The 20,780-nt window shown below is 68.0% G+C and carries 19 protein-coding genes; 15 read left to right on the top strand and 4 right to left on the bottom strand.

The window, feature by feature from the left end; genetic code table 11:
- Positions 1-5: 5 nt before the first annotated feature.
- The 15 genes from ftsL (at position 6) to DELCS14_RS31055 (ending at position 17,535) form a co-directional block, all read left to right on the top strand.
- Positions 6-290: a cell division protein FtsL gene (gene ftsL, locus DELCS14_RS25050; protein WP_012203393.1), complete on the top strand. Its 285-nt coding sequence runs from the start codon at positions 6-8 to the stop codon at positions 288-290.
- Positions 287-2,035 carry a penicillin-binding protein 2 gene (locus DELCS14_RS25045; RefSeq protein WP_013804112.1) on the top strand — a complete coding sequence of 583 codons (1,749 nt, stop codon included), beginning with the start codon at positions 287-289 and terminating at the stop codon, positions 2,033-2,035. The genes ftsL and DELCS14_RS25045 overlap by 4 nt, the downstream gene beginning before the upstream one ends.
- Positions 2,032-3,561 carry a UDP-N-acetylmuramoyl-L-alanyl-D-glutamate--2,6-diaminopimelate ligase gene (locus DELCS14_RS25040; RefSeq protein WP_013804111.1) on the top strand — a complete coding sequence of 510 codons (1,530 nt, stop codon included), beginning with the start codon at positions 2,032-2,034 and terminating at the stop codon, positions 3,559-3,561. Before DELCS14_RS25045 ends, DELCS14_RS25040 begins: the two co-directional genes overlap by 4 nt.
- Positions 3,558-4,973 carry a UDP-N-acetylmuramoyl-tripeptide--D-alanyl-D-alanine ligase gene (murF, locus tag DELCS14_RS25035; protein ID WP_013804110.1) on the top strand — a complete coding sequence of 472 codons (1,416 nt, stop codon included), beginning with the start codon at positions 3,558-3,560 and terminating at the stop codon, positions 4,971-4,973. The genes DELCS14_RS25040 and murF overlap by 4 nt, the downstream gene beginning before the upstream one ends.
- Entirely contained in the window at positions 4,964-6,142 is a 1,179-nt protein-coding gene (gene mraY / locus DELCS14_RS25030) for a phospho-N-acetylmuramoyl-pentapeptide-transferase (RefSeq protein ID WP_012203397.1), read from the top strand. The genes murF and mraY overlap by 10 nt, the downstream gene beginning before the upstream one ends.
- A 4-nt stretch (positions 6,143-6,146) precedes the next feature.
- Positions 6,147-8,099 (top strand): UDP-N-acetylmuramoyl-L-alanine--D-glutamate ligase, encoded by a 1,953-nt coding sequence (murD, locus tag DELCS14_RS25025; RefSeq protein ID WP_013804109.1) that lies wholly within the window; start codon positions 6,147-6,149, stop codon positions 8,097-8,099.
- Positions 8,096-9,361: a putative lipid II flippase FtsW gene (gene ftsW / locus DELCS14_RS25020; protein WP_013804108.1), complete on the top strand. Its 1,266-nt coding sequence runs from the start codon at positions 8,096-8,098 to the stop codon at positions 9,359-9,361. The genes murD and ftsW overlap by 4 nt, the downstream gene beginning before the upstream one ends.
- Positions 9,358-10,452, top strand: a complete 1,095-nt coding sequence (gene murG / locus DELCS14_RS25015; protein ID WP_013804107.1) for an undecaprenyldiphospho-muramoylpentapeptide beta-N-acetylglucosaminyltransferase — start codon at positions 9,358-9,360, stop codon at positions 10,450-10,452. Before ftsW ends, murG begins: the two co-directional genes overlap by 4 nt.
- Positions 10,449-11,882: a UDP-N-acetylmuramate--L-alanine ligase gene (murC, locus tag DELCS14_RS25010; protein ID WP_013804106.1), complete on the top strand. Its 1,434-nt coding sequence runs from the start codon at positions 10,449-10,451 to the stop codon at positions 11,880-11,882. The genes murG and murC overlap by 4 nt, the downstream gene beginning before the upstream one ends.
- On the top strand, positions 11,879-12,859 hold the full coding sequence (locus DELCS14_RS25005; RefSeq protein ID WP_013804105.1) for a D-alanine--D-alanine ligase: 981 nt from the start codon (positions 11,879-11,881) through the stop codon (positions 12,857-12,859). Before murC ends, DELCS14_RS25005 begins: the two co-directional genes overlap by 4 nt.
- Entirely contained in the window at positions 12,856-13,656 is an 801-nt protein-coding gene (locus DELCS14_RS25000) for a cell division protein FtsQ/DivIB (protein ID WP_013804104.1), read from the top strand. The genes DELCS14_RS25005 and DELCS14_RS25000 overlap by 4 nt, the downstream gene beginning before the upstream one ends.
- Before the next feature lie 84 nt (positions 13,657-13,740).
- Entirely contained in the window at positions 13,741-14,970 is a 1,230-nt protein-coding gene (gene ftsA / locus DELCS14_RS24995) for a cell division protein FtsA (RefSeq protein ID WP_012203404.1), read from the top strand.
- A gap of 119 nt (positions 14,971-15,089) precedes the next feature.
- Positions 15,090-16,328: a cell division protein FtsZ gene (gene ftsZ, locus DELCS14_RS24990; protein ID WP_012203405.1), complete on the top strand. Its 1,239-nt coding sequence runs from the start codon at positions 15,090-15,092 to the stop codon at positions 16,326-16,328.
- A 93-nt stretch (positions 16,329-16,421) separates the two neighbouring features.
- Entirely contained in the window at positions 16,422-17,345 is a 924-nt protein-coding gene (gene lpxC / locus DELCS14_RS24985) for a UDP-3-O-acyl-N-acetylglucosamine deacetylase (RefSeq protein WP_012203406.1), read from the top strand.
- Positions 17,346-17,358: 13 nt separating this feature from the next.
- Positions 17,359-17,535: a hypothetical protein gene (locus tag DELCS14_RS31055; RefSeq protein ID WP_012203407.1), complete on the top strand. Its 177-nt coding sequence runs from the start codon at positions 17,359-17,361 to the stop codon at positions 17,533-17,535.
- Positions 17,536-17,698: 163 nt separating this feature from the next.
- Here the strand turns inward: DELCS14_RS31055 and ruvC are convergent, their stop codons facing one another.
- Genes ruvC through DELCS14_RS24965 form a run of 4 tightly spaced genes read right to left on the bottom strand, consistent with a single transcriptional unit; the run spans position 17,699 to position 20,751 of the window.
- On the bottom strand, positions 17,699-18,247 hold the full coding sequence (ruvC, locus tag DELCS14_RS24980) for a crossover junction endodeoxyribonuclease RuvC (protein ID WP_012203410.1): 549 nt from the start codon (positions 18,245-18,247) through the stop codon (positions 17,699-17,701).
- Positions 18,248-18,264: 17 nt separating this feature from the next.
- Positions 18,265-18,981 carry a monofunctional biosynthetic peptidoglycan transglycosylase gene (mtgA, locus tag DELCS14_RS24975; RefSeq protein ID WP_012203411.1) on the bottom strand — a complete coding sequence of 239 codons (717 nt, stop codon included), beginning with the start codon at positions 18,979-18,981 and terminating at the stop codon, positions 18,265-18,267.
- A 7-nt stretch (positions 18,982-18,988) separates the two neighbouring features.
- Positions 18,989-19,849 carry a shikimate dehydrogenase gene (gene aroE, locus DELCS14_RS24970; protein WP_013804103.1) on the bottom strand — a complete coding sequence of 287 codons (861 nt, stop codon included), beginning with the start codon at positions 19,847-19,849 and terminating at the stop codon, positions 18,989-18,991.
- Positions 19,850-19,887: 38 nt separating this feature from the next.
- Positions 19,888-20,751, bottom strand: a complete 864-nt coding sequence (locus DELCS14_RS24965; RefSeq protein ID WP_012203413.1) for a TonB family protein — start codon at positions 20,749-20,751, stop codon at positions 19,888-19,890.
- Between the last annotated feature and the right edge of the window lie 29 nt (positions 20,752-20,780).

Genomic DNA, 20,780 nt, shown 5'->3' with positions numbered 1-20,780 from the left:
GTGGCATGCTGCGCCTGAACCTCGTGCTGCTGCTGGCGGTGATGGCCAGCGCCATCTTCCTGGTGCACAACCAGTACGAATCGCGCCGCCTGTTCACCGAACTGGACCGCGCCGTGGCCGAGTCGCGCCGCCTGGCCACCGAGCAGCAGCGCCTGCAGGTGGAAAAGCGCGCCCAGGCCACGCCACAGCGCATCGAGGTCATGGCGCGCGAGCGCCTGCAGATGAAGCCGGCCACGCCGGCCATCGCCCAGTACGTCAATGACGATGCGCGCACCGGAGTGGCTCCATGACGCGCAGCGTGCTCTACACCTCCAGTCCCCTGCTGGCGTCCAAGACTCCCTTGTGGCGCAGCAAGATGATCGTGGCCATGCTGGGCCTGGGCTTTGTCGGCCTGGGCGCGCGCGCAGCCTACGTGCAGGTGTTCGGCAACGACTTCTTCCAGCGCCAGGGCCAGGTGCGCTTTGCGCGCACGCTGGAGCTGCCGGCCAACCGCGGCCGCCTGCTGGACCGCAATGGACTGATCCTGGCCTCCAGCGTGCCGGCCGCCAGCATCTGGGCCATTCCCGAAGATGTCGAGCAGGATGACCCCGAGGTCAAGGCCAAGCTCAAGCAGCTGGCCGCGCTCATGGAGATGCCGCTGCCAGCGCTGATGGAAAAACTGGCAGACGAGGACAAGACCTTCGTCTGGATCAAGCGCCAGCTCGACTGGGACGTTGGTCAGCAGATCCATGCCCTCAACATCAAGGGCATCTACCAGCGCAAGGAATACAAGCGCCAGTACCCGGAAGGCGAATCGGCCGCCCACATCGTGGGCTTCACCAATGTGGAAGACCATGGCCAGGAAGGCATGGAGCTGGCCTTCGACAAGGAGCTGGGCGGCAAGCCCGGCTCGCGCCGCGTGATCAAGGACCGCCTGGGCCGCGTGGTCGAGGGCGTGGGCGAGGAAGTGCCCCCTCAGGACGGCCGCGACATCCAGCTGTCCGTGGACAGCAAGGTCCAGTACTTCGCCTACCAGAAGCTCAAGGAGCAGGTCATCGCGCACAAGGCCAAGGCGGGCAGCGTGGTGGTCATGGATGCGCACACCGGCGAATTGCTGGCCCTGGCCAACTACCCCAGCTACGTGCCCGACAAGCGCAAGAACCTGACGGGCGAGCAGCTGCGCAACCGCGCCATCACCGACACCTTCGAGCCCGGCTCGACCATGAAGCCCATCACCATCGGCCTGGCGCTGGAGTCGGGCCGCTTCAAGCCGGAAACGCCCATCGACACCACGCCGGGGCGCGTCAACGTCACGGGCTCGACGATTTCCGACACCCACAACTACGGCCTTCTCACCGTGGCCGGCGTGATCCAGAAGTCCAGCAACGTGGGCACGACCAAGATCGCGCTGCAGATGCCGGCCAAGGAAATGTGGGAAACCTTCTCGGCCGTGGGCTTCGGCCAGAAGCCGCAGATCTCCTTCCCCGGCGCTGCCAGCGGTCGCCTGCGTCCCTACAAGACCTGGAGGCCGGTGGAGCAGGCCACCATGGGCTATGGCTACGGCCTGTCCGCCAGCCTGCTGCAGATGACGCGCAGCTACACCGTCTTCGCCAATGGCGGCCGCGTGATCCCGGCCACCATGGTCAAGACCGACGAGCCGCCCGTGGGCGTGCCCGTGTTCTCGCCGCGCACGGCCAACGAGGTGCGCAAGATGCTGGCCCTGGCGGCCGGCCCCGGCGGCACGGGCCAGCGCGCCCAGACCATCGGCTACTCGGTGGGCGGCAAGTCGGGCACGGCCCGCAAGCAGCAGGGCAAGGGCTATGCCGCCGGCAAGTACCGCGCCTGGTTCACGGGCATGGCGCCCATCGAGAACCCGCGCATCATCGTCGCCGTGATGGTGGACGAGCCCAGTGCCGGCACCATCTACGGCGGCACCGTGGCGGCACCCGTGTTCAGTGAAGTGGTGCAGCAGACGCTGCGCCTGATGGGCGTGCAGCCCGATATGGAAGTCAAGCCCTTGATCGTCGCCAACCCCGTGGAGGAGCCCTCGCTATGAGTTCCTCCCAAGCCCTGCGGGTGCTGTCCACGGCCACCGAGGCTGTCCAATGGCTGGCCGCCCGCCTGCAAGGCAGCGGCACGCTGCAGACCGACAGCCGCAAGGTCCGGCCCGGCGACGCCTTCATCGCCTGGCCCGGCGCGGCCACCGATGGCCGCGCCCATGTGGCCTCGGCCCTGGAGCGCGGTGCCATGGCCTGCCTGGTCGAAGCGCAGGGCGTCGAAGCCTTCGGTTTTTCCGGCGAGCACATCGCGGCGCTGCCCGGCCTCAAGGCCGCCACGGGCCTGATCGCCGACCAGTGGTTCCAGCATCCCAGCGCCCAGATCGACGTGCTGGCCGTGACCGGCACCAATGGCAAGACCACCACCGCCTGGTGGCTGGCGCACGCGCTGGCCCAGGTGAAGCTGCAGGAACGCAGCGGCTGCGCCCTGGTGGGCACGCTGGGCGTGGGCATTCCGCCCGCCATGGAATCCACGGGCATGACCACACCCGATCCGGTGCGGCTGCAGCGCGCGTTCCGCGAGTACGCCGATGCGGGCCTGGCGGCCTGCGCCATCGAGGCCTCGTCCATCGGCATCGTCGAGCACCGGCTGGACGGCACGCGCATCCGCGTGGCGCTGTTCACCAATTTCACGCAGGACCACCTCGACTACCACGGCAGCATGCAGGCCTACTGGGATGCCAAGGCCGCGCTGTTCGACTGGCCCGGCCTGCAGGCCGCCGTCGTCAATGTGGACGACGTGCATGGCGCACGCCTGTGGGCCACGCTGCAGTCGCGCAAGCAGCCTGCCGCGCTCGACGTCTGGAGCATTTCCATCGAAGGCGCGGCGCGCCTGCAGGCCAAGGACATTGCGCTGGGTGCCGAGGGCCTGAGCTTCACCGTGATCGAGGCCGGCCACAGCCTGCGCATGCACACGCGCATGGTGGGCCAGTACAACGTATCCAACCTGCTGGGCGTGCTGGCCGCGCTGCGCTGCCTGGGCCTGACCCTGGACCAGGCCGTTGCGGCCTGCGCCCACCTGGAGCCCGTGCCCGGCCGCATGCAGCAGATCGTCCAGCCCGGCCAGCCGCTGGTGGCCGTGGATTACGCCCACACGCCCGATGCGCTGGACAAGGCCCTGCGTGCCCTGCGCCCGGCCGCCGAGCAGCGCCGTGGCCGGCTGTGGTGCGTGTTCGGCTGCGGCGGCGACCGCGATGCCACCAAGCGGCCGCTCATGGGGCAGGCCGCCCAGAAGAATGCCGACTGTGTGCTGGTCACCAGCGACAACCCGCGCAGCGAAGTGCCCGACCGCATCATCGACCAGATCTTGGCCGGCATGCAGCCGGGCGAGAACCTGCAGTCCCAGGCCGATCGCGCAGCGGCCATCGCCCAGGCGATTGCGCACGCCAGCGAACGCGACGTGGTGCTGATCGCCGGCAAGGGACATGAGGACTACCAGGAGACGGCGGGCCAGCGCCACCCGTTCTCCGACATGGCCGAGGCGCACAAGGCGCTGGCGGCCCGCGAAGGAAAGAAGCGGTCATGATGACCTTGCAACAAGCGCTGGAGCTGATCCAGTCGCATATCCCCCAGGCACGGCTGGTCGGCAACGGCCAGGCCGTGCTCACGCGCGTGCACACCGACACCCGCACGCTGCAGGCCGGGGATCTGTTCGTCGCCTTGAAGGGCGAGCGTTTCGATGCCAACCAGTTCCTGGCCCAGGCCCGCGAGGCCGGCGCTGCCGCAGCCCTGGCCCATGGCGGCCTGGAGGCCGCAGGCCTGTCCGGCATCGAGGTGCCCGATTCCCTGGCCGCCCTGGGCGCGCTGGCCACGGCCTGGCGCGCGCGCTTTGCGCTGCCGCTGATTGCCGTTACCGGCAGCAACGGCAAGACCACGGTCACGCAGATGGTGGCCTCCATCCTGCGCGCCCATGCGGGCGAGGCGGCCCTGGCCACGCGCGGCAACTTCAACAACTCCATCGGCCTGCCGCTGAGCCTGATGCGCATGACCGCCCAGCACCGCGTGGCCGTGCTGGAGATGGGCATGAACCATCCCGGCGAGATTGCCGAGCTGGCCGCCATCGGCCAGCCCACGGTGGCCCTGGTCAACAACGCGCAGCGCGAGCACCAGGAATTCATGCACACGGTCGAGGCCGTGGCGCGCGAGAACGGCAGCGTGCTGCTGTCACTGCCCGCCGACGGCGTGGCCGTGTTCCCGGCCGGCGACACCTACACGCCGCTGTGGCGCGAGCTGGCCGCTGCGCGCCAGTGCCTGCTGTTCGGCGAGTCTGCCGATGGCGCCCAGGTCCATGCGCGCGATGCGCTGTGGCTGGGCGATGCCTGGCAGTTCACGCTGGTCACGCCCGAGGGCGAGGCCCCGGTGCGCCTGCACATTGCCGGCCGCCACAACGTGCGCAATGCGCTGGCCGCTGCGGCCTGCGCCCAGGCAGCCGGTGTGCCGCTGGCCGACATTGCACGCGGCCTGAGCGTGTTCGAGCCCGTGCAGGGCCGTTCGCGCGCACTGGGCGTTTCGGTGCAGGGCCGCACGGTCACCGTGATCGACGACAGCTACAACGCCAATCCCGACTCGGTGGCCGCGGCCATCGAGGTGCTGCGCGAACTGCCCGCTCCCCAGCTGCTGGTGCTGGGCGACATGGGCGAGGTCGGCGACCAGGGGCCGCAATTCCATGCCGAGGCTGGCGCGCTGGCGCGCAGCCTGGGCATTGCCCGGCTGTTCACGCTGGGTGCGCAAAGCACATCCGCCGCCACCGCATTCGGTGCAGGTGCGCGGCATTTCGAAGACATGGCCTCGCTGCAGCAGGCAGCCTGTGCCGCGCTGCCCGAGGTGGGCAGCATTCTGGTCAAGGGTTCGAGGTTCATGAAGATGGAGCAGGTGGTTCAGGCGGTCGAGGCGGCCGGCAAGGATGACGGTTGCAAGAAGGAGGCCGCATGCTGCTGATGCTGTCCCAATGGCTGCAGGGCCTGTCCCCCGAGTTCGGCTTTCTGCGCGTCTTCCAGTACCTCACGATGCGCGCCGTGATGGCCGCGCTCACGGCCCTGGTCATCGGACTGCTGGCCGGGCCGCGCCTGATCCGCATGCTGACCTCGCTCAAGATCGGCCAGCCCGTGCGCGGCTACGGCATGGAGACCCATCTGGCCAAGAGCGGCACGCCCACCATGGGCGGGGCGCTGATCCTGCTGTCCATTGCCGTTTCCACGCTACTGTGGTTCGACCTGTCCAACCGCTTCGTCTGGATCGTGCTGCTGGTCACGCTGGGCTTTGGCACCATCGGCTGGGTGGACGACTGGCGCAAGGTGGTCAACAAGGACCCCGAAGGCATGCGCTCGGGCGAGAAGTATTTCTGGCAGTCCGTCATCGGCCTGCTGGCCGCGCTGTACCTGGTGTTCTGCATTTCCGAGAACTCCAATGCCCAGGTCTTCGAGCTGTTCGTCACCTGGGTGCAGTCCGGCTTTGCGCTGGACCTGCCGCCCAAGGCGGGCCTGCTCGTGCCTTTCTTCAAGGAAGTCAGCTACCCGCTGGGCGTGCTGGGCTTCGTGATCATGACCTACCTGGTCATCGTGGGCGCCAGCAATGCCGTGAACCTGACCGACGGGCTGGACGGCCTGGCGATCATGCCCGTGATCATGGTGGGCTCGGCCCTGGGCATCTTCGCCTACGTCACCGGCAATGCCGGCTACGCCAAGTACCTGCTGTTCCCGCACATCCCAGGTTCGGGCGAGCTGCTGGTGTACTGCGCGGCCATGGCCGGCGCGGGCCTGGCCTTCCTCTGGTTCAACGCCCACCCGGCCCAGGTGTTCATGGGCGACGTGGGGGCGCTGGCGCTGGGCGCCTCGCTGGGCACCATTGCCGTCATCGTGCGCCAGGAAATCGTGCTGGCCATCATGGGCGGCATCTTCGTGGTGGAGGCGCTGTCGGTGATGCTGCAGGTCACCTGGTTCAAGTTCACCAAGAAGCGCTATGGCCAGGGGCGCCGCCTGCTCAAGATGGCGCCGCTGCACCACCACTTCGAAAAGAGTGGCTGGAAGGAGACCCAGGTCGTGATCCGCTTCTGGATCATCACCATGCTGCTGTGCCTGCTGGGCCTGTCCACGCTGAAGCTGAGGTGAGTGCATGAACACCGAAGACTTCAAGACCGACCTCCACGCACTGCCGGCCACCGAGCCCGTCGTGCCGGCGTTCCCTGCCGAGCTTGTCGAGCTGGCGAAGCCGGCCGGAATGCCCGGCCTCGCTCCCGAGGGGCAGGTGGTTGCGGATCCGGTCCTGGACGATTCACCGGCTCCCGTGCCAGCCGGCGACGGCGAGGCGGAGCTTCCGGTCGCCGAGGTGACGCAGGTGCCGCAGGTGCCTGTGGCCCTTGCCGAGCCCGTGCCCGACATCGCCACGCTGACGGCAGCCAAGGATGCTGCCGCCTTCGTGGCCCAGATCTTTGCGGACCCCAGCATCTCCGACTCGTCCGATGCCGAGGTCACGCCCCTTGCCGCCGAAGAGGCGGTTGAATCCGAACAGGTGCTGCCGCCCGTGGCTGCCGGCTGGCCCGGCGAGCAGGTCCAGCACCTGCAGGGCCAGCGCGTGCTCGTGCTGGGTCTGGGCGCCTCGGGCCTGGCCATGGCACGCTGGTGCGTGCGCTGCGGCGCCGAGGTCATCGTGGCCGATACGCGCCAGGCACCGCCCCAGCTGCAGCAGCTGTCCACCGAATTGCCCCAGGTGCGCTTCGTGCCCGGCGAGTTCACGGCGCAGCTGGTGGACGGCCAGAGCCTGGGCCTGGTCTACCGCTCGCCCGGCCTGAGCCCGGCCGCCGTGGCGCCCGTGGTCGATACCGCGCGCGCCCAGGGCCTGCCCGTGGGCGGCGAGCTCGATCTCTTCGCCATGGCGCTCAAGGCCCTGGCCGCAGCCCATGGCTACCGTCCCACGGTGCTGGGCATCACCGGGACCAATGGCAAGACCACGGTCACCTCGCTGACCGGCAAACTGCTGGAGCATGCGGGCCTGCGCGTGGCCGTGGCCGGCAATATCGGCCCCACGCTGCTGGATACGCTGACCCAGGCCATCGATGCCGAAACGCTGCCCCAGGCCTGGGTGCTGGAGCTGTCCAGCTTCCAGCTCGATGGCGTGCAGATGTTCGAGCCCACGGCCGCCGCCGTGCTCAACATCACCCAGGACCACCTGGACTGGCACGGCAGCCTGCGCGCCTATGCCGATGCCAAGGCCTGCATCTTCGGCAGCAGCGGCACCATGGTGCTCAATCGCGAAGACCCCGAGGTCATGCGCATGCTGCCGGCGCCCGTGGTGCCGCCGGGCAAGCGCCAAAAGCCCCAGCAGCGCGCCCACATCACCTTCGGCGGCGACATGCCGCGCCGCCCCGGCGACTTCGGCCTGGAAGTGGTCAGCGGCATGACGTGGCTGGTGCGCGCCCATGAGGCCGACGAAACCGCCAAGGGCAAGAACGCCGAAGACCTGTACATCCAGCGCCTCATGCCTGCCGACGCACTGCGCATCCGCGGCCGGCACAACGCCATCAACGCCCTGTCCGCCCTGGCACTGGCCAGCGCGGGCGGCTGCACGCTGGCGCCGCTGCTCTATGGACTGCGTGAGTACCGGGGCGAGCCGCACCGCGTCCAGCCCATTGGCCGCGTCAACGGCGTGGAGTACTACGACGACAGCAAGGGCACGAACGTGGGCGCCACCGTGGCCGCGCTGTCCGGCCTGGGACCTGACCACCGCATCGTGGTCATCCTGGGTGGCGACGGCAAGGGCCAGGATTTCTCTCCGCTGGTCGCGCCCGTGTCGCGCCATGTGCGCACGGCCGTGCTGATCGGCCGCGACGCCGGCCGCATCCGCGCCGCCCTGCAGGACTGCGGCGTGCCCCTGGTCGATGCCACCACCATGGCCGACGCCGTGGAGCTGGCCGCCTCGCGCGCCCATGAGGGCGATGCCGTGCTGCTGTCGCCCGCCTGTGCCAGCCTGGACATGTTCCGCAACTACGAGGACCGGGCCCACCAGTTCGTCGATGCCGTGCGCGCGCTGGCGCTGGATGCCGGGCATGAACTCGGAGGTGCTGCATGACCGCCGTATCGCAGGCCCTGGGCCGCATGCGCTCCTGGTTCGGAGGCGCGCAGGAGAAGGCCATCGACGTGCTGCCCGTGCGCCTGGGCGGTCCCCAGTACCACCGGCCCACGCAGACGCCGGCCAGCGTGCTCGGCCTGGACCAGGCCCTGATCTGGGTGGTCATAGGCCTGCTGGCCTGGAGCCTGATCATGGTGTATTCGGCGTCGATCGCCATGCCGGACAATCCGCGCTTCGGCAAGATCGCGCCCACCCATTTCCTGATGCGCCATGCCATGTCCATCGGCATGGCCTTCGTCGGCGCGCTGCTGGCCTTCCAGGTGTCCATGGCCACCTGGGAGCGCATGGCGCGCAAGCTCTTCCTGGTGTCCCTGGTCCTGCTGGTGGCCGTGCTGATCCCGCACGTGGGCACCGTGGTCAACGGCGCGCGGCGCTGGCTGTCGCTGGGCATCATGAATTTCCAGCCGTCCGAACTGGCCAAGTTCGCCGTGCTCATCTATGCGGCCGACTACATGGTGCGCAAGATGGAGGTCAAGGAGCGCTTCTTCCGCGCCGTGCTGCCCATGGGGCTGGCCGTGGTGCTGGTCGGCGTGCTGCTGCTGGCCGAGCCCGACATGGGCGCCTTCATGGTGATCGTGGTGATCGCCATGGGCATCCTGTTCCTGGGCGGCGTGAACGCGCGCATGTTCTTCCTGATCGCGGCCCTGGTGGTGCTGGCCTTCGTGCTGATCATCGCCACCTCCGAATGGCGGCGCGAGCGCATCTTTGCCTACCTCAATCCCTGGGATGAAAAGCACGCCCTGGGCAAGGGCTACCAGCTGTCGCATGCGCTGATCGCCATCGGTCGCGGCGAGATCTTCGGCGTGGGCCTGGGCCGCAGCGTCGAGAAGCTGCACTGGCTGCCCGAGGCGCACACCGACTTCCTGCTGGCCGTGATCGGCGAGGAATTCGGCCTGGTCGGCGTGCTCTTGATCGCCGTCACCTTCCTGTGGCTCACGCGCCGCATCATGCTCATAGGGCGGCAGGCCATTGCGCTGGACCGGGTGTTCTCCGGCCTGGTGGCCGAGGGCATTGCGATCTGGATGGGTTTCCAGGCCTTCATCAACATGGGCGTGAACCTGGGCGCGCTGCCTACCAAGGGGCTGACGCTGCCCCTGATGAGTTTCGGCGGCTCGGCCATTCTGATGAATCTGATAGCGATAGCGGTGGTGTTAAGGGTGGACTACGAGAACAAGTTGCTGATGAAGGGAGGGCATGCATGACACAGCAGCCCATCTCCCAAGGCACGCAACGCCAGCGCACGGCCCTGATCATGGCCGGCGGCACGGGCGGACATATCTTCCCGGGCCTGGCCGTGGCCCAGGCCCTGCGCGAGCGCGGCTGGAACGTGCGCTGGCTGGGCGCGCCCGGCTCCATGGAGTCGCGCATCGTGCCCGCCCAGGGTTTCCCGCTGGAGACCATCGAGTTCTCGGGCGTGCGCGGCAAGGGCATCATGACCCTGGCCTTTTTGCCCGCGCGCCTGCTGCGTGCCTTCTGGCAGGCGCTGGCCGTGGTGCGCCGCGTCAAGCCCGACGTGGTGGTCGGTCTGGGTGGCTACATCAGCTTCCCCGGTGGAATGATGGCCGTGCTGGCCGGCAAGCCCCTGGTGCTGCATGAGCAGAACTCCGTGGCCGGCATGGCCAACAAGGTGCTGGCCAGCGTCTCCCACCGCATCTTCACCGCCTTCCCCAACGTATTCCCCAAGGGTCGCTGGGTTGGCAACCCCTTGCGCCAGGCCTTCACCGAGCAGCTCGCGCCCGAGCAGCGTTTCGCAGGCCGCAGCGGTCCGCTGCGCCTGCTGGTGGTGGGCGGAAGCCTGGGCGCCAAGGCGCTCAACGAGATCGTGCCGCAGGCGCTGGCCCTGATTCCGGCCGATGTGCGCCCCGTCGTGCTGCACCAAAGCGGCGCCGCGCAGATCGATGCCCTGCGCGCCAACTATGCCGCCGCAGGCGTCGCGGCCGAGCTCACGCCCTTCATCGACGACACGGCGCGCGCCTTTGCCGAGGCCGATGTCATCGTCTGCCGCGCTGGCGCCAGCACGGTCACCGAGATCGCGGCCGTGGGCGCCGCAGCCATCTATGTGCCCTTCCCGTCCGCTGTGGACGACCACCAGACCACGAACGCGCGTTTCCTGGTCGATGCCGGTGGTGGATGGTTGATGCAACAAAGCGCACTGACTGCCCAAAGCCTGGCCGAAATGCTACAAAATATGCAGCGTGCGACGCTGCTGGAGCGCGCTGGAAAAGCCAAGAAAATGCAAAAGACCGATGCCACCGCCGAGGTGGTCGCCGCCTGTGAGGAACTGGCCGCATGAAGCACGCCATTCATCACATCCATTTCGTCGGCATCGGCGGCGCCGGAATGAGCGGCATCGCCGAGGTGCTGCACAACCTGGGTTACGCCATCTCGGGCTCGGACCTGTCCGATAGCGCCACGCTGCGCCGGCTCGCCGGCCTGGGCATCGCCACCCACGTCGGCCATGCGGCCGCGCACATCGAAGGGGCTGACGCCGTCGTCACCTCCACCGCCGTGCAGTCCGACAATCCCGAGGTGCTGGCCGCGCGCGAGCGCAAGATCCCCGTCGTGCCGCGTGCGCTCATGCTGGCCGAGCTCATGCGCTTCAAGCAGGGCATCGCCATCGCGGGTGCCCATGGCAAGACCACGACCACCAGCCTGGTGACCAGCGTGCTGGCCGAGGCCGGGCTGGACCCGACCTTCGTCATCGGCGGCAAGCTCAACAGCGCGGGCGCCAACGCCAAGCTGGGCCAGGGCGACTACATCGTGGTCGAGGCCGACGAGTCCGATGCCTCCTTCCTGAACCTGCTGCCCGTGATGGCCGTCGTCACCAACATCGACGCCGACCACATGGAAACCTACGGCCATGACTTCGGCCGGCTCAAGGGCGCCTTCGTCGATTTCCTGCACCGCATGCCGTTCTACGGCCGCGCCATCGTCTGCGTGGACAGCCCGGCCGTGCGCGAGATCCTGCCCCAGGTGGCCCGCCCCGTGACCACCTACGGCTTTGCCGAGGACGCACAGGTGCGCGCCCTCAACGTGCGCGCCGAAGCTGGCAGCATGCATTTCACGGTGCGTCGCAGCAACGGCCAGAGCTATCCCGACCTGGACGTGGTGCTGAGCCTGCCGGGCGAGCACAACGTGCTCAACGCGCTGTCGGCCGTGGCCGTGGCCATGGAGCTGGAGATATCCGACGACGCGCTGCTGCGTGCCTTCGAAAGCTTCAAGGGCGTGGGCCGGCGCTTCCAGCGCTATGGCGAACTGGCGACTGCCGACGGCGGCAGCTTCACCGTCATCGACGACTATGGCCACCACCCCGTCGAGATGGCGGCCACGCTGGCCGCCGCGCGCGGCGCCTTCCCGGGCCGTCGCCTGGTGCTTGCATTCCAGCCGCACCGCTACAGCCGCACGCGCGACTGCTTCGAGGATTTCGTCAAGGTCATCGGCCTGGCCGACGCCGTGCTGCTGACCGAGGTCTATGCGGCCGGCGAGGCGCCCGTAGTGGCGGCCGACGGCCGCTCGCTGACACGCGCCCTGCGCGTGGCCGGCCGTGTCGAGCCGGTGTTTGTGGAAAACGTTGCCGAGCTGCCGGCGGCCATTGCCGTCAATGCCCGCGATGGCGACGTGTTGTTGTGCATGGGGGCAGGCTCGATTGGCGCCGTGCCCGGAAAGTTGGTTGAAATGCTTCAGAAACAAGAGCTGCAGGCGCAGCAGGGAGCTGTGCAATGAGCAGCTTCGGCACCCAGATCGATGTCAAGGCCCTGGGCAGGGTGGCCGTGCTGTTGGGCGGCCGCTCGGCCGAGCGCGAGGTCTCGCTGATGTCGGGCACGGGCGTGCTCAAGGCCCTGCTGTCGCATGGCGTGGACGCCCATGCCTTCGACCCCGCCGAGCGTGACCTGGGCGAGTTGAAGAAGGAAGGGTTCGACCGCTGCTTCATCGCGCTGCACGGCCGCTACGGCGAAGACGGCACGGTGCAGGGTGCGCTGGAGCTGCTGGGCATCCCGTACACCGGCCCCGGCGTGATGGCCTCGAGCATCGCCATGGACAAGATCATGACCAAGCGCATCTGGCGCTTCGAGGGCCTGCCCACGCCGGACTGGCGTCTGGTCGCCAGCGCAGGCGAGACGCGCGCCGCGCTGCAGGCGCTGGGCGCACCCATGATCGTCAAGCCCTCGCGCGAGGGCTCGACCATCGGCCTGACCAAGGTCTGGACGGCCGAGGAATGCGAGCAGGCCTATGTGCTGGCCTCCCGCTACGACCCCGAAGTGCTCTGCGAAGAGTTCATCGAGGGCGACGAGACCACCTGCCCCGTGCTCGGCACGGGCGAGGGCGCCCATGCGCTGCCCGTGATCCGCATCGTTGCCCCCGAAGGCAACTACGACTACCAGAACAAGTACTTCACCGACGACACCAAGTACCACTGCCCCAGCGGACTGCCCGCCGAGGAAGAGGCCGAGATCCGGCGCATCGTCGTGCGCGCCTTTCGCACGCTGGGCTGCCGCGGCTGGTCGCGCGCCGACATCATGATCCGCGCCGGCGATCGCAAGCCCTTCCTGCTGGAGATCAACACCTCGCCGGGCATGACGGGCCACTCGCTGGTGCCCATGTCGGCCCGCGCCATCGGTGTCAGCTACGAGAACCTCTGCCTGGGCATCCTGGCCAGCGCCGCGCTGGACGCTGCGCAACCGGAGCAGGAGCACGCATGAGCTACTCCCTGCCGGCCCCCTTCGACGTCAAGCTCATGAACGTGACCGCCACGGTCCTGTTCGTGGGCGTGGCTGCGCTGGGGCTGGCAGCGGTGAGCTGGTGGGCGCTGCGCCACCCGGCCTTCAACATCGGCCGCATCGTGGTCGAGGGCGAGCTGGTGCACAACAACACGGTGACGCTGCGCGCCAACGTGGCGCCCGTGCTCACGGGCAACTTCTTCACCGTGGACCTCAAGGGGGCCAAGGCGGCATTCGAGCAGGTGCCCTGGGTGCGCGAGGCGCAGGTGCGCCGCGATTATCCAAACAGCCTGCGCGTCATCCTGCACGAGCATGTGGCCGAGGCCTTCTGGGGCCCCGATTCGGGCACCGGCCTGATCAACAGCTTTGGCGAGGTCTTCGAGGCCAACCTGGGCGAGCTCGACCGCGACGGCCTGCCGCGCCTGCAGGGCCCTGAGGACAGCGCCCCGCAGATGCTGCAGATGTACCGGCTGCTGGTGCCGGCGCTGGGGCCGCTGGATGTGGAGATCGACGGGCTCACGCTCAATGCGCGCGGAAGCTGGCAGCTCAGGCTGGCCAATGATGCACAGATCGAACTGGGTGGCGGCAGCGTGGAAGCCGTGCTGCAGCGCGTGCAGCGCTTCGTGCGCACGCTGCCCCAGATCACGACCCAATACAAGCGCAAGGCCGACGCCATCGAGTCGGCCGACCTGCGCTACGAAGACGGATATGCGCTGAGGCTGCGCGGTGTGACCACCGGCACGGCCAAGGCGCCGGCTGCAGTGCGTCCCCGACGCTGAAGACGAGGGAGGAAAGACCTATGTACACGCACACCATGCAGCGACACAGCGACAGGACAGAACCAACCGGGGGCGGATGCTGATATGGCAAGAGAATACAAAGATGTGATCGTCGGACTGGACATCGGCACGGCCAAGGTCATGGTCGTGGTCGCCGAGGTCCTGTACAACGGCGAACTCAAGCTCGCCGGCCTCGGCGTGGCCCCGAGCAACGGACTCAAGCGGGGCGTGGTGGTGAACATCGACGCCACCGTGCAGAGCATCCAGCAGGCCTTGAAAGAGGCCGAGCTGATGGCCGACTGCAAGATCCAGCGCGTGTGCACCGGCATCACCGGCAGCCACATCCGCGGCCTGAACTCCAGCGGCATGGTGGCCATCAAGGACAAGGAAGTCACGGCCACCGACGTGGCGCGGGTGATGGAGACGGCCAAGGCCATCAACATCTCCTCGGACCAGCGGCTGCTGCTGGTCGAGCCGCAGGAATTCGTGATCGACGGCCAGGAAGTGCGCGAGCCCATCGGCATGAGCGGCATCCGCCTGGAGGCCAAGATCCACATCGTCACGGGCGCGCAGAGCGCGGCCGAGAACATCATCAAGTGCGTGCGCCGCTGCGGCCTGGAGGTCGAGCAGCTGCTGCTCAACCCGTTGGCATCGAGCCAGGCCGTGCTCACCGACGACGAGCGCGAGCTGGGCGTGGCCGTGGTCGATATCGGCGCGGGCGCCACCGACGTGGCCATCTTCACGGGCGGCGCCATCCGGCACACGGCCGTCATCCCGATCGCGGGCGACCTGATCACCAGCGACATCGCCATGGCGCTGCGCACGCCGACCAAGGACGCCGAGGACATCAAGGTCGAAAGCGGCTATGCCAAGCAGCTGCTGGCCGACCCCGATGCCCAGGTCGAAGTGCCGGGCCTGGGCGACCGCAGCCCGCGCATGATCAGCAAGCAGGCGCTGGCCGGCGTGATCGAGCCGCGCGTGGAAGAGATCTTTTCTTTGGTGCAGCAGGTGGTGCGCGATTCCGGCTACGAGGAAGTTCTGTCCTCGGGCATCGTGCTGACCGGCGGCAGCGCCGTCATGCCGGGCATGGTGGAACTGGGCGAGGACATCTTCCTCAAGCCCGTGCGCCGCGGCATCCCCAAGTATTCGAGCGCTCTGGCAGACATGGTGGCCCAACCCCGCGCCGCCACCGTGATGGGATTGCTCGAAGAGGCCCGCCTGGCTCGCCTGCGCGGTTTCAAGGTGGCACAAAAGAGTGGGTCGATGAAGACCGCTTTTGGCCGTTTCAAAGACTTCATCGTGGGGAACTTTTGATATGTGCTTTCATCGACTGCGCATTACCGGCCCGCCCACCGGCTTCCGAATACCGGACAGAAGACAGAATTTTCCCCAGACGGTGGTGACCACTTACAGAGAGCTACAGGAGAACCAACATGCCCATCGACATGATTGAAGTTGAAGAATTCAACCAGGGTACGCAGATCAAGGTGATCGGCGTTGGCGGCGGCGGCGGCAATGCCGTCGAGCACATGATTGCGCGCAACGTGCAGGGTGTGGAATTCGTCTGCGCCAACACCGACGCGCAGGCGCTGCTGCGCAGCAGCGCCCACCGCACCATCCAGCTCGGTGGCAGCGGCCTGGGCGCGGGCAGCAAGCCCGACAAGGGCCGCGAGGCTGCCGAAATGGCCGAGGACGACATTCGCACCGCCATCGAAGGCGCGCACATGCTGTTCATCACGGCCGGCATGGGCGGCGGCACGGGCACGGGCGCTGCGCCCGTGATCGCGCGCGTGGCCAAGGAAATGGGCATTCTCACCGTGGGCGTGGTCACCAAGCCCTTCGAGTGGGAAGGCGGCCGACGCATGGCCAATGCCGACAGCGGCCTCAACGAGCTCGAAGCCAATGTCGATTCGCTGATCGTCGTGCTCAACGAGAAGCTGCTGGACGTGCTGGGTGACGACATCTCGCAGGACGAGGCCTTTGCCCATGCCAACGACGTTCTCAAGAACGCCGTGGGCGGCATTGCCGAAATCATCAACGAGTACGGCCATGTGAACGTCGACTTCGAAGACGTGCGCACCGTCATGGGCGAGCCCGGCAAGGCCATGATGGGCACGGCCAAGGCCGCTGGCCCCGACCGCGCGCGCATCGCCGCCGAGCAGGCCGTGGCCTGCCCGCTGCTGGAAGGCATCGACCTGTCGGGCGCCAAGGGCGTGCTGGTGCTGGTCACGGCCGCCAAGGGCAGCCTCAAGCTGTCCGAGTCGCGCCTGGCCATGAGCACCATCAATGCCTACGCCTCGCCCGATGCGCACGTGATCTACGGCGCCGCCTACGACGACACCCTGGGCGACGAGATCCGCGTCACCGTGGTCGCCACCGGCCTGTCGCGCCCCAGCGCACGCCGCCAGAACATGCAGGTGGTGCAGGGCGGTCTGCGCACCGGTACCGACAACATGAGCTACCAGCTGCCCTCGGCCTCCATGGGTGCCGCCACGGCAGCCGGCGGCCTGGTGGGCGGTGCCGCTGGCGGCGCCGACTATGCCAACAACATGTCGGTCCCCAGCGTCTGGCGTACCAACCGCACGCAGGCCGCTGCCCGCGTCGATGCCCTGGCCTCCGGCGGCATGGACGATCTGGAAATCCCGGCCTTCCTGCGCAAGCAGGCTGACTGAGCAGCGGCCCATACGGTCGCTGCATAGCCGTGATAGCGAAAGCCGTGCCAGGGCCATGCCCTGCGCACGGCTGCCGCGTTCTAAAATAGCCGGATGCTCCAACAACGCACCATCAAGACGATCACCCGTGCCGTTGGCGTGGGCCTGCACAGCGGCCAGCGCGTCGAGTTGACGCTGCGACCCGCGCAGCCCGACACCGGCATCGTGTTCCGTCGCGTGGACCTGCCGGAGCCTGTGGACATCCCGATCTCGGCCGAAGCCGTCACCGACACGCGCATGGCCTCCACCATCGGCACCGGCGGCGCCAAGGTGCATACCGTGGAGCACCTGATGTCGGCCATTGCCGGTCTCGGGCTCGACAACATCTATATAGACATCACCGCCGAGGAAGTGCCCATCCTCGACGGCTCCTCCGCCTCCTTCGTGTTCCTGCTGCAAAGCGCGGGCATCGAGCTGCAAAAGGCTCCCAAGCGCTTCATCCGCGTCATCCGCCCCGTCGAGGTGCGCGAGGGCGAGGGCCAGAACCTCAAGTGGGCGCGCTTCGACCCCTACCACGGCTTCAAGCTGCGCTTCGAGATCGACTTCGCCCATCCGGCCGTGGATTCCACGGGCCAGTGCGTGGAGTTCGACATGGGCGAGGACAACTACACGCGCGACATCGCACGCGCGCGCACCTTCGGCTTCACCAAGGACGTGGAAATGCTGCGCAGCCATGGCCTGGCGCTGGGCGGCGGCATGGACAACGCCATCGTCATGGACGACTACAAGGTGCTCAACAGCGACGGCCTGCGCTACGACGACGAGTTCGCCAAGCACAAGATCCTCGACGCCATCGGCGACCTGTACCTGATCGGCAGGCCGCTGCTGGCCGCCTACAGCGCCTTTCGCTCGGGCCACGGCATGAACAATCAGTTGCTGCGTGCCCTGCTGGCCCAGCCCGACGCCTGGGAACTGGTCAGCTTCGACAGCGAGCGCCAGGCACCCAAGGGCTTCGCCCAGCCCGCGCGGGCCTGGTGAGGCGAGCGCCGCCATGCTGATCTTCCGCTGGCTGGCCACCCTGCTGCTGCTGGCCTCGGCCGTCTCCTTCGCGTTCTACCTGGGCACGGGCCGGCCGCACTACAAGCGCTGGGGCTTCATCATCCTCAAGTGGACCGTGATTGCCGGCGTGACCTTCTTCGCCGTTCTGTTCTTCGGCCGCATCGTTTGAGGGCGGCTCTGACTCGCATCCCATTCAACGCAGTTGCGGTAGCGAGATCGAGACCATGGCGCTTGCGGGAGGCGCGCTCAGGCGAGAGACAGCAAGCAAGGGCCGCCCCGCAGCTAGGCTGTCGTCCCCCTCAGGGGGAAGGCGCGCAGCGCCTCAGGGGGAGTCAATACACCCTGCCGCCCTTGTAGACGGCATGCTGGCGGCGCTGCAGCTGCGTGACCTCGGCCATCTTCGACATGGCGGCGCCCGCATGGGCGTGGGTGATGGCCAGGCCCAGGGCGTCAGCTGCGTCAGTGCCGGGCAGGCCGGGCAGTTGCAGCAGGCGGCGCACCATTTCCTGGATCTGGCTCTTGGCCGCGCGGCCGTGGCCGGTCATGGCCTTTTTCATCTGCAGTGCCGTGTATTCGGCGACCGGCAGGCCTGCATTGACCAGGGCCGTGAGCGCGGCGCCGCGCGCCTGGCCCAGCAGCAGCGTGGACTGGGGGTTGACGTTGACGAAGACGATTTCCACGGCCGAGGTGTCGGGCTGGTAGCGGCTGGCGACTTCCGAGATGCCGTCGAACAGCAGCTTGAGCCGGCCCGGCAGATCGCCGAGCGCGATGCCGGTGGTGCGGATGGTGCCGCTGGCCACATAGGCCAAGCGGTGGCCGTCGACGTCGATCACGCCGAATCCCGTGGTCTGCAGCCCGGGGTCGATTCCAAGAATGCGCATGGCGTGACTGTAGCCGTTCAGGGGATGACGGCGCTGGGCATTCTTTGCATGACCGTGCGCGTGCGCTGCAGCAGATAGCCGGAGTTGGGCAGCTTCTCGAAGCGTTTGGGCTGGGGCAGCATGACGGCCAGGCGTGCGGCCTCGGCCGCGCTGAGCTGTGAGGCGCTCTTGCGGAAGTAGTGGCGGGCTGCAGCCTCCGCGCCAAACACGCCCTGGCCCCATTCCACGCTGTTGAGGTAGATCTCCAGGATGCGCTGCTTGCTCAGCATCAGTTCCAGCAGCTGGGTCAGCACCAGTTCCTGGCCCTTGCGCAGCAGGCTGCGTTCGCCCGACAGCAGCAGGTTCTTGGCCAGCTGCTGGGTGATGGTGGAGCCGCCGTAGATCTTGGGCGCCTTGCCGTTGTCTGCCTTCTGGGCACGGGCTTCGGCGCGCTGGTTGCGCTGCCAGGCCTTCTCGATGGCCTCCCATTGCACCCCGTGGTGTTCGGTGAAACTGTCATCTTCGGAGGCGATGACGGCGCGCTTGAGCGTGGGCGCGATGCGGTCGTAGGGCAGCCATTGCTGGCTCCAGTGCAGGCCTTCGGAGCTGCGCAGCATCTGCCAGGCCTCGGAGCGCTGAAAGGCCGTGGATTCAGGATCGACCACCACCATCAGCGCAATGCGCAGCACAAAGAACAGCTGCAGCAGCAGGCCGGCGCACAGCACCAGCAGCAGGGCGCGTGCCAGGGATTTCATAAAGCGCTCAGCCGCCTTGAGCAATATGGGTGCGCAGCTCGTTCAGCACCTGGGCCGACGGGGGGCGCACGCCGCGCCACAGCGCGAACGATTCGGCGGCCTGCTCCACCAGCATGCCCAGCCCGTCGCGGGCCTGGGCGCCATGCTGCTCGGCCCATTGCAGGAAGCCCTGGGCTGCGGCGCCGTACATCATGTCGTAGGCCAGGCTGCCAGGCCGCAGCACGCGGGCCGGCACGGGCACCTCGGCACCGGCCAGGCTGCTGGCGGTGGCGTTGATGACCACGTCGAAATCCTCATCCACGGCCTGCTGCTCCAGCGCCACCAGTTCCACGCCATGGTGCGCGGCGATGGCGGCATGGCGCTGCACCAGGGCCTGGGCGCGCTCGAAGGTGCGGTTGACCACGGCGATGCGGCGCGGGCGCTCGGCAAGCAGCGAGCCCAGTGCGCCCGCTGCGGCGCCACCTGCGCCCAGCAGCAGCAGGTCGCGCCCGGCCAGCGGCACGCCCGCATTGCGCACGATGTCGGCCACCAGGCCCAGGCCGTCGGTGTTGTCGGCATGGATGCCGTCCGCCGCCAGCACCAGGGTGTTGGCGGCGCCGGCCAGTTGCACGCGCTCGCTGGAGGTGGTGGCCAGCTGTGCGGCTTCCAGCTTGAAGGGCACAGTGACATTGCAGCCGCGCCCGCCTGCCGCGACGAAGCCGCGCACGGCCTCGGCAAAGCCTTGCAGCTCCACATGCTGGCGCTCGTAGTGCAGGTCCTGCCCGCACAGTTCGGCAAAGCGGGCATGGATCCAGGGCGAGCGGCTGTGCGCGACGGGGTTGCCCATGACGCAGTAGCGGTCGGAGGAGGAGGTGGCGGCGGAAGTCATGTCGGAAAAGGAGAGTGCGCGAAGACAAGAGGAGGGCGCTACTGCACCGTCGTCTGCAGCGTCTGCTCGCGGGTGAACTTGAAGCGCGAGACCACGGCGATCTGGTCGGCCTTGGCGCGCATGGCGGGGCCGAAATGGCCGAAGGGGCCGGCCGCACGTGCAATGGCCTCGGCCCGGGTGTCCAGCAGGCGGTTGCCCGAGCCCTGCACGATCTCGGTGGACAGCACCCGCCCGTCGTGGTTGACGGTGAGGATCATGACCAGCTCGCCGTAGAGCTTCTTGCCGGCCTGCTCGGGGAAGTTTTCCGTGCCCTTGTCCTCGACCTTGCGGCGCAGGCCGTCGTAGTAGATGGCGTAGACGGCCTCGCGCGTGGACGGGCTGATATAGCGCTTCTTGGGACGGGCGTTTTCCTCGTTGATGCGCTTTTCGATCTCGGCCAGCAGCTTGACCAGCTGCTGGCGCTTTTCCTGCTGGGCCTGCTGCTCCTTGGTCTGCTTGGCCGCCTCGCGCGGGTCCAGCGGCGGCAGGGCCGCGACCTGCTTGCGCAACTGCGTCAGCAAGACGGTCTGCTGCTCCTGCATGGAGTCGATCTGGCGCTGGCGTTCCTCGAAGTCGTCGCCCACGGCCGTGAGTGCCGAGTAGGGCATGGGGCTGGAGGCCCGGCCCTTGTCGGCCTCGCCGCCGCCGGCCAGCGAGGTCTGCGCGATGGCCTGCGCCTTGTCGGGCTGCTCGTTGGCGCGGGCATTGACCAGGATGACTTCCAGCGGCGTGTCCTGGAACACGCGGTCGAAGCGCTCCGGGTCGATGAACCGGAACGAGAACAACCCGGCATGCAGGGCGATGGAAACGCCCAGTGCCAACTGCAGCGTGCTCAGGGAACGGAGGGCGGTAGGCAGTTTCACGTCAGATCTGGGGCAGTTGCTCGGATGTG

The organism is Delftia sp. Cs1-4 (genome assembly GCF_000214395.1).
Lineage (GTDB): Bacteria > Pseudomonadota > Gammaproteobacteria > Burkholderiales > Burkholderiaceae_C > Comamonas > Comamonas acidovorans.
This window is presented reverse-complemented; position numbering and strand designations above follow the sequence as displayed.

Excerpts from the sequence above, each read along its gene's own strand:
- DELCS14_RS25045 (WP_013804112.1), top strand. The coding sequence starts at position 287 with ATGACGCGCAGCGTGCTCTACACCTCCAGTCCCCTGCTGGCGTCCAAG.
- DELCS14_RS25005 (WP_013804105.1), top strand. The coding sequence starts at position 11,879 with ATGAGCAGCTTCGGCACCCAGATCGATGTCAAGGCCCTGGGCAGGGTG.
- murD (WP_013804109.1), top strand. The coding sequence starts at position 6,147 with ATGAACACCGAAGACTTCAAGACCGACCTCCACGCACTGCCGGCCACC.
- DELCS14_RS25000 (WP_013804104.1), top strand. The coding sequence starts at position 12,856 with ATGAGCTACTCCCTGCCGGCCCCCTTCGACGTCAAGCTCATGAACGTG.
- murF (WP_013804110.1), top strand. The coding sequence starts at position 3,558 with ATGATGACCTTGCAACAAGCGCTGGAGCTGATCCAGTCGCATATCCCC.
- murG (WP_013804107.1), top strand. The coding sequence starts at position 9,358 with ATGACACAGCAGCCCATCTCCCAAGGCACGCAACGCCAGCGCACGGCC.
- ftsW (WP_013804108.1), top strand. The coding sequence starts at position 8,096 with ATGACCGCCGTATCGCAGGCCCTGGGCCGCATGCGCTCCTGGTTCGGA.
- ftsA (WP_012203404.1), top strand. The coding sequence starts at position 13,741 with ATGGCAAGAGAATACAAAGATGTGATCGTCGGACTGGACATCGGCACG.
- aroE (WP_013804103.1), bottom strand. The coding sequence starts at position 19,849 with ATGACTTCCGCCGCCACCTCCTCCTCCGACCGCTACTGCGTCATGGGC.
- DELCS14_RS25040 (WP_013804111.1), top strand. The coding sequence starts at position 2,032 with ATGAGTTCCTCCCAAGCCCTGCGGGTGCTGTCCACGGCCACCGAGGCT.
- mraY (WP_012203397.1), top strand. The coding sequence starts at position 4,964 with ATGCTGCTGATGCTGTCCCAATGGCTGCAGGGCCTGTCCCCCGAGTTC.
- ftsL (WP_012203393.1), top strand. The coding sequence starts at position 6 with ATGCTGCGCCTGAACCTCGTGCTGCTGCTGGCGGTGATGGCCAGCGCC.
- ruvC (WP_012203410.1), bottom strand. The coding sequence starts at position 18,247 with ATGCGCATTCTTGGAATCGACCCCGGGCTGCAGACCACGGGATTCGGC.
- lpxC (WP_012203406.1), top strand. The coding sequence starts at position 16,422 with ATGCTCCAACAACGCACCATCAAGACGATCACCCGTGCCGTTGGCGTG.
- mtgA (WP_012203411.1), bottom strand. The coding sequence starts at position 18,981 with ATGAAATCCCTGGCACGCGCCCTGCTGCTGGTGCTGTGCGCCGGCCTG.
- DELCS14_RS31055 (WP_012203407.1), top strand. The coding sequence starts at position 17,359 with ATGCTGATCTTCCGCTGGCTGGCCACCCTGCTGCTGCTGGCCTCGGCC.
- murC (WP_013804106.1), top strand. The coding sequence starts at position 10,449 with ATGAAGCACGCCATTCATCACATCCATTTCGTCGGCATCGGCGGCGCC.
- ftsZ (WP_012203405.1), top strand. The coding sequence starts at position 15,090 with ATGCCCATCGACATGATTGAAGTTGAAGAATTCAACCAGGGTACGCAG.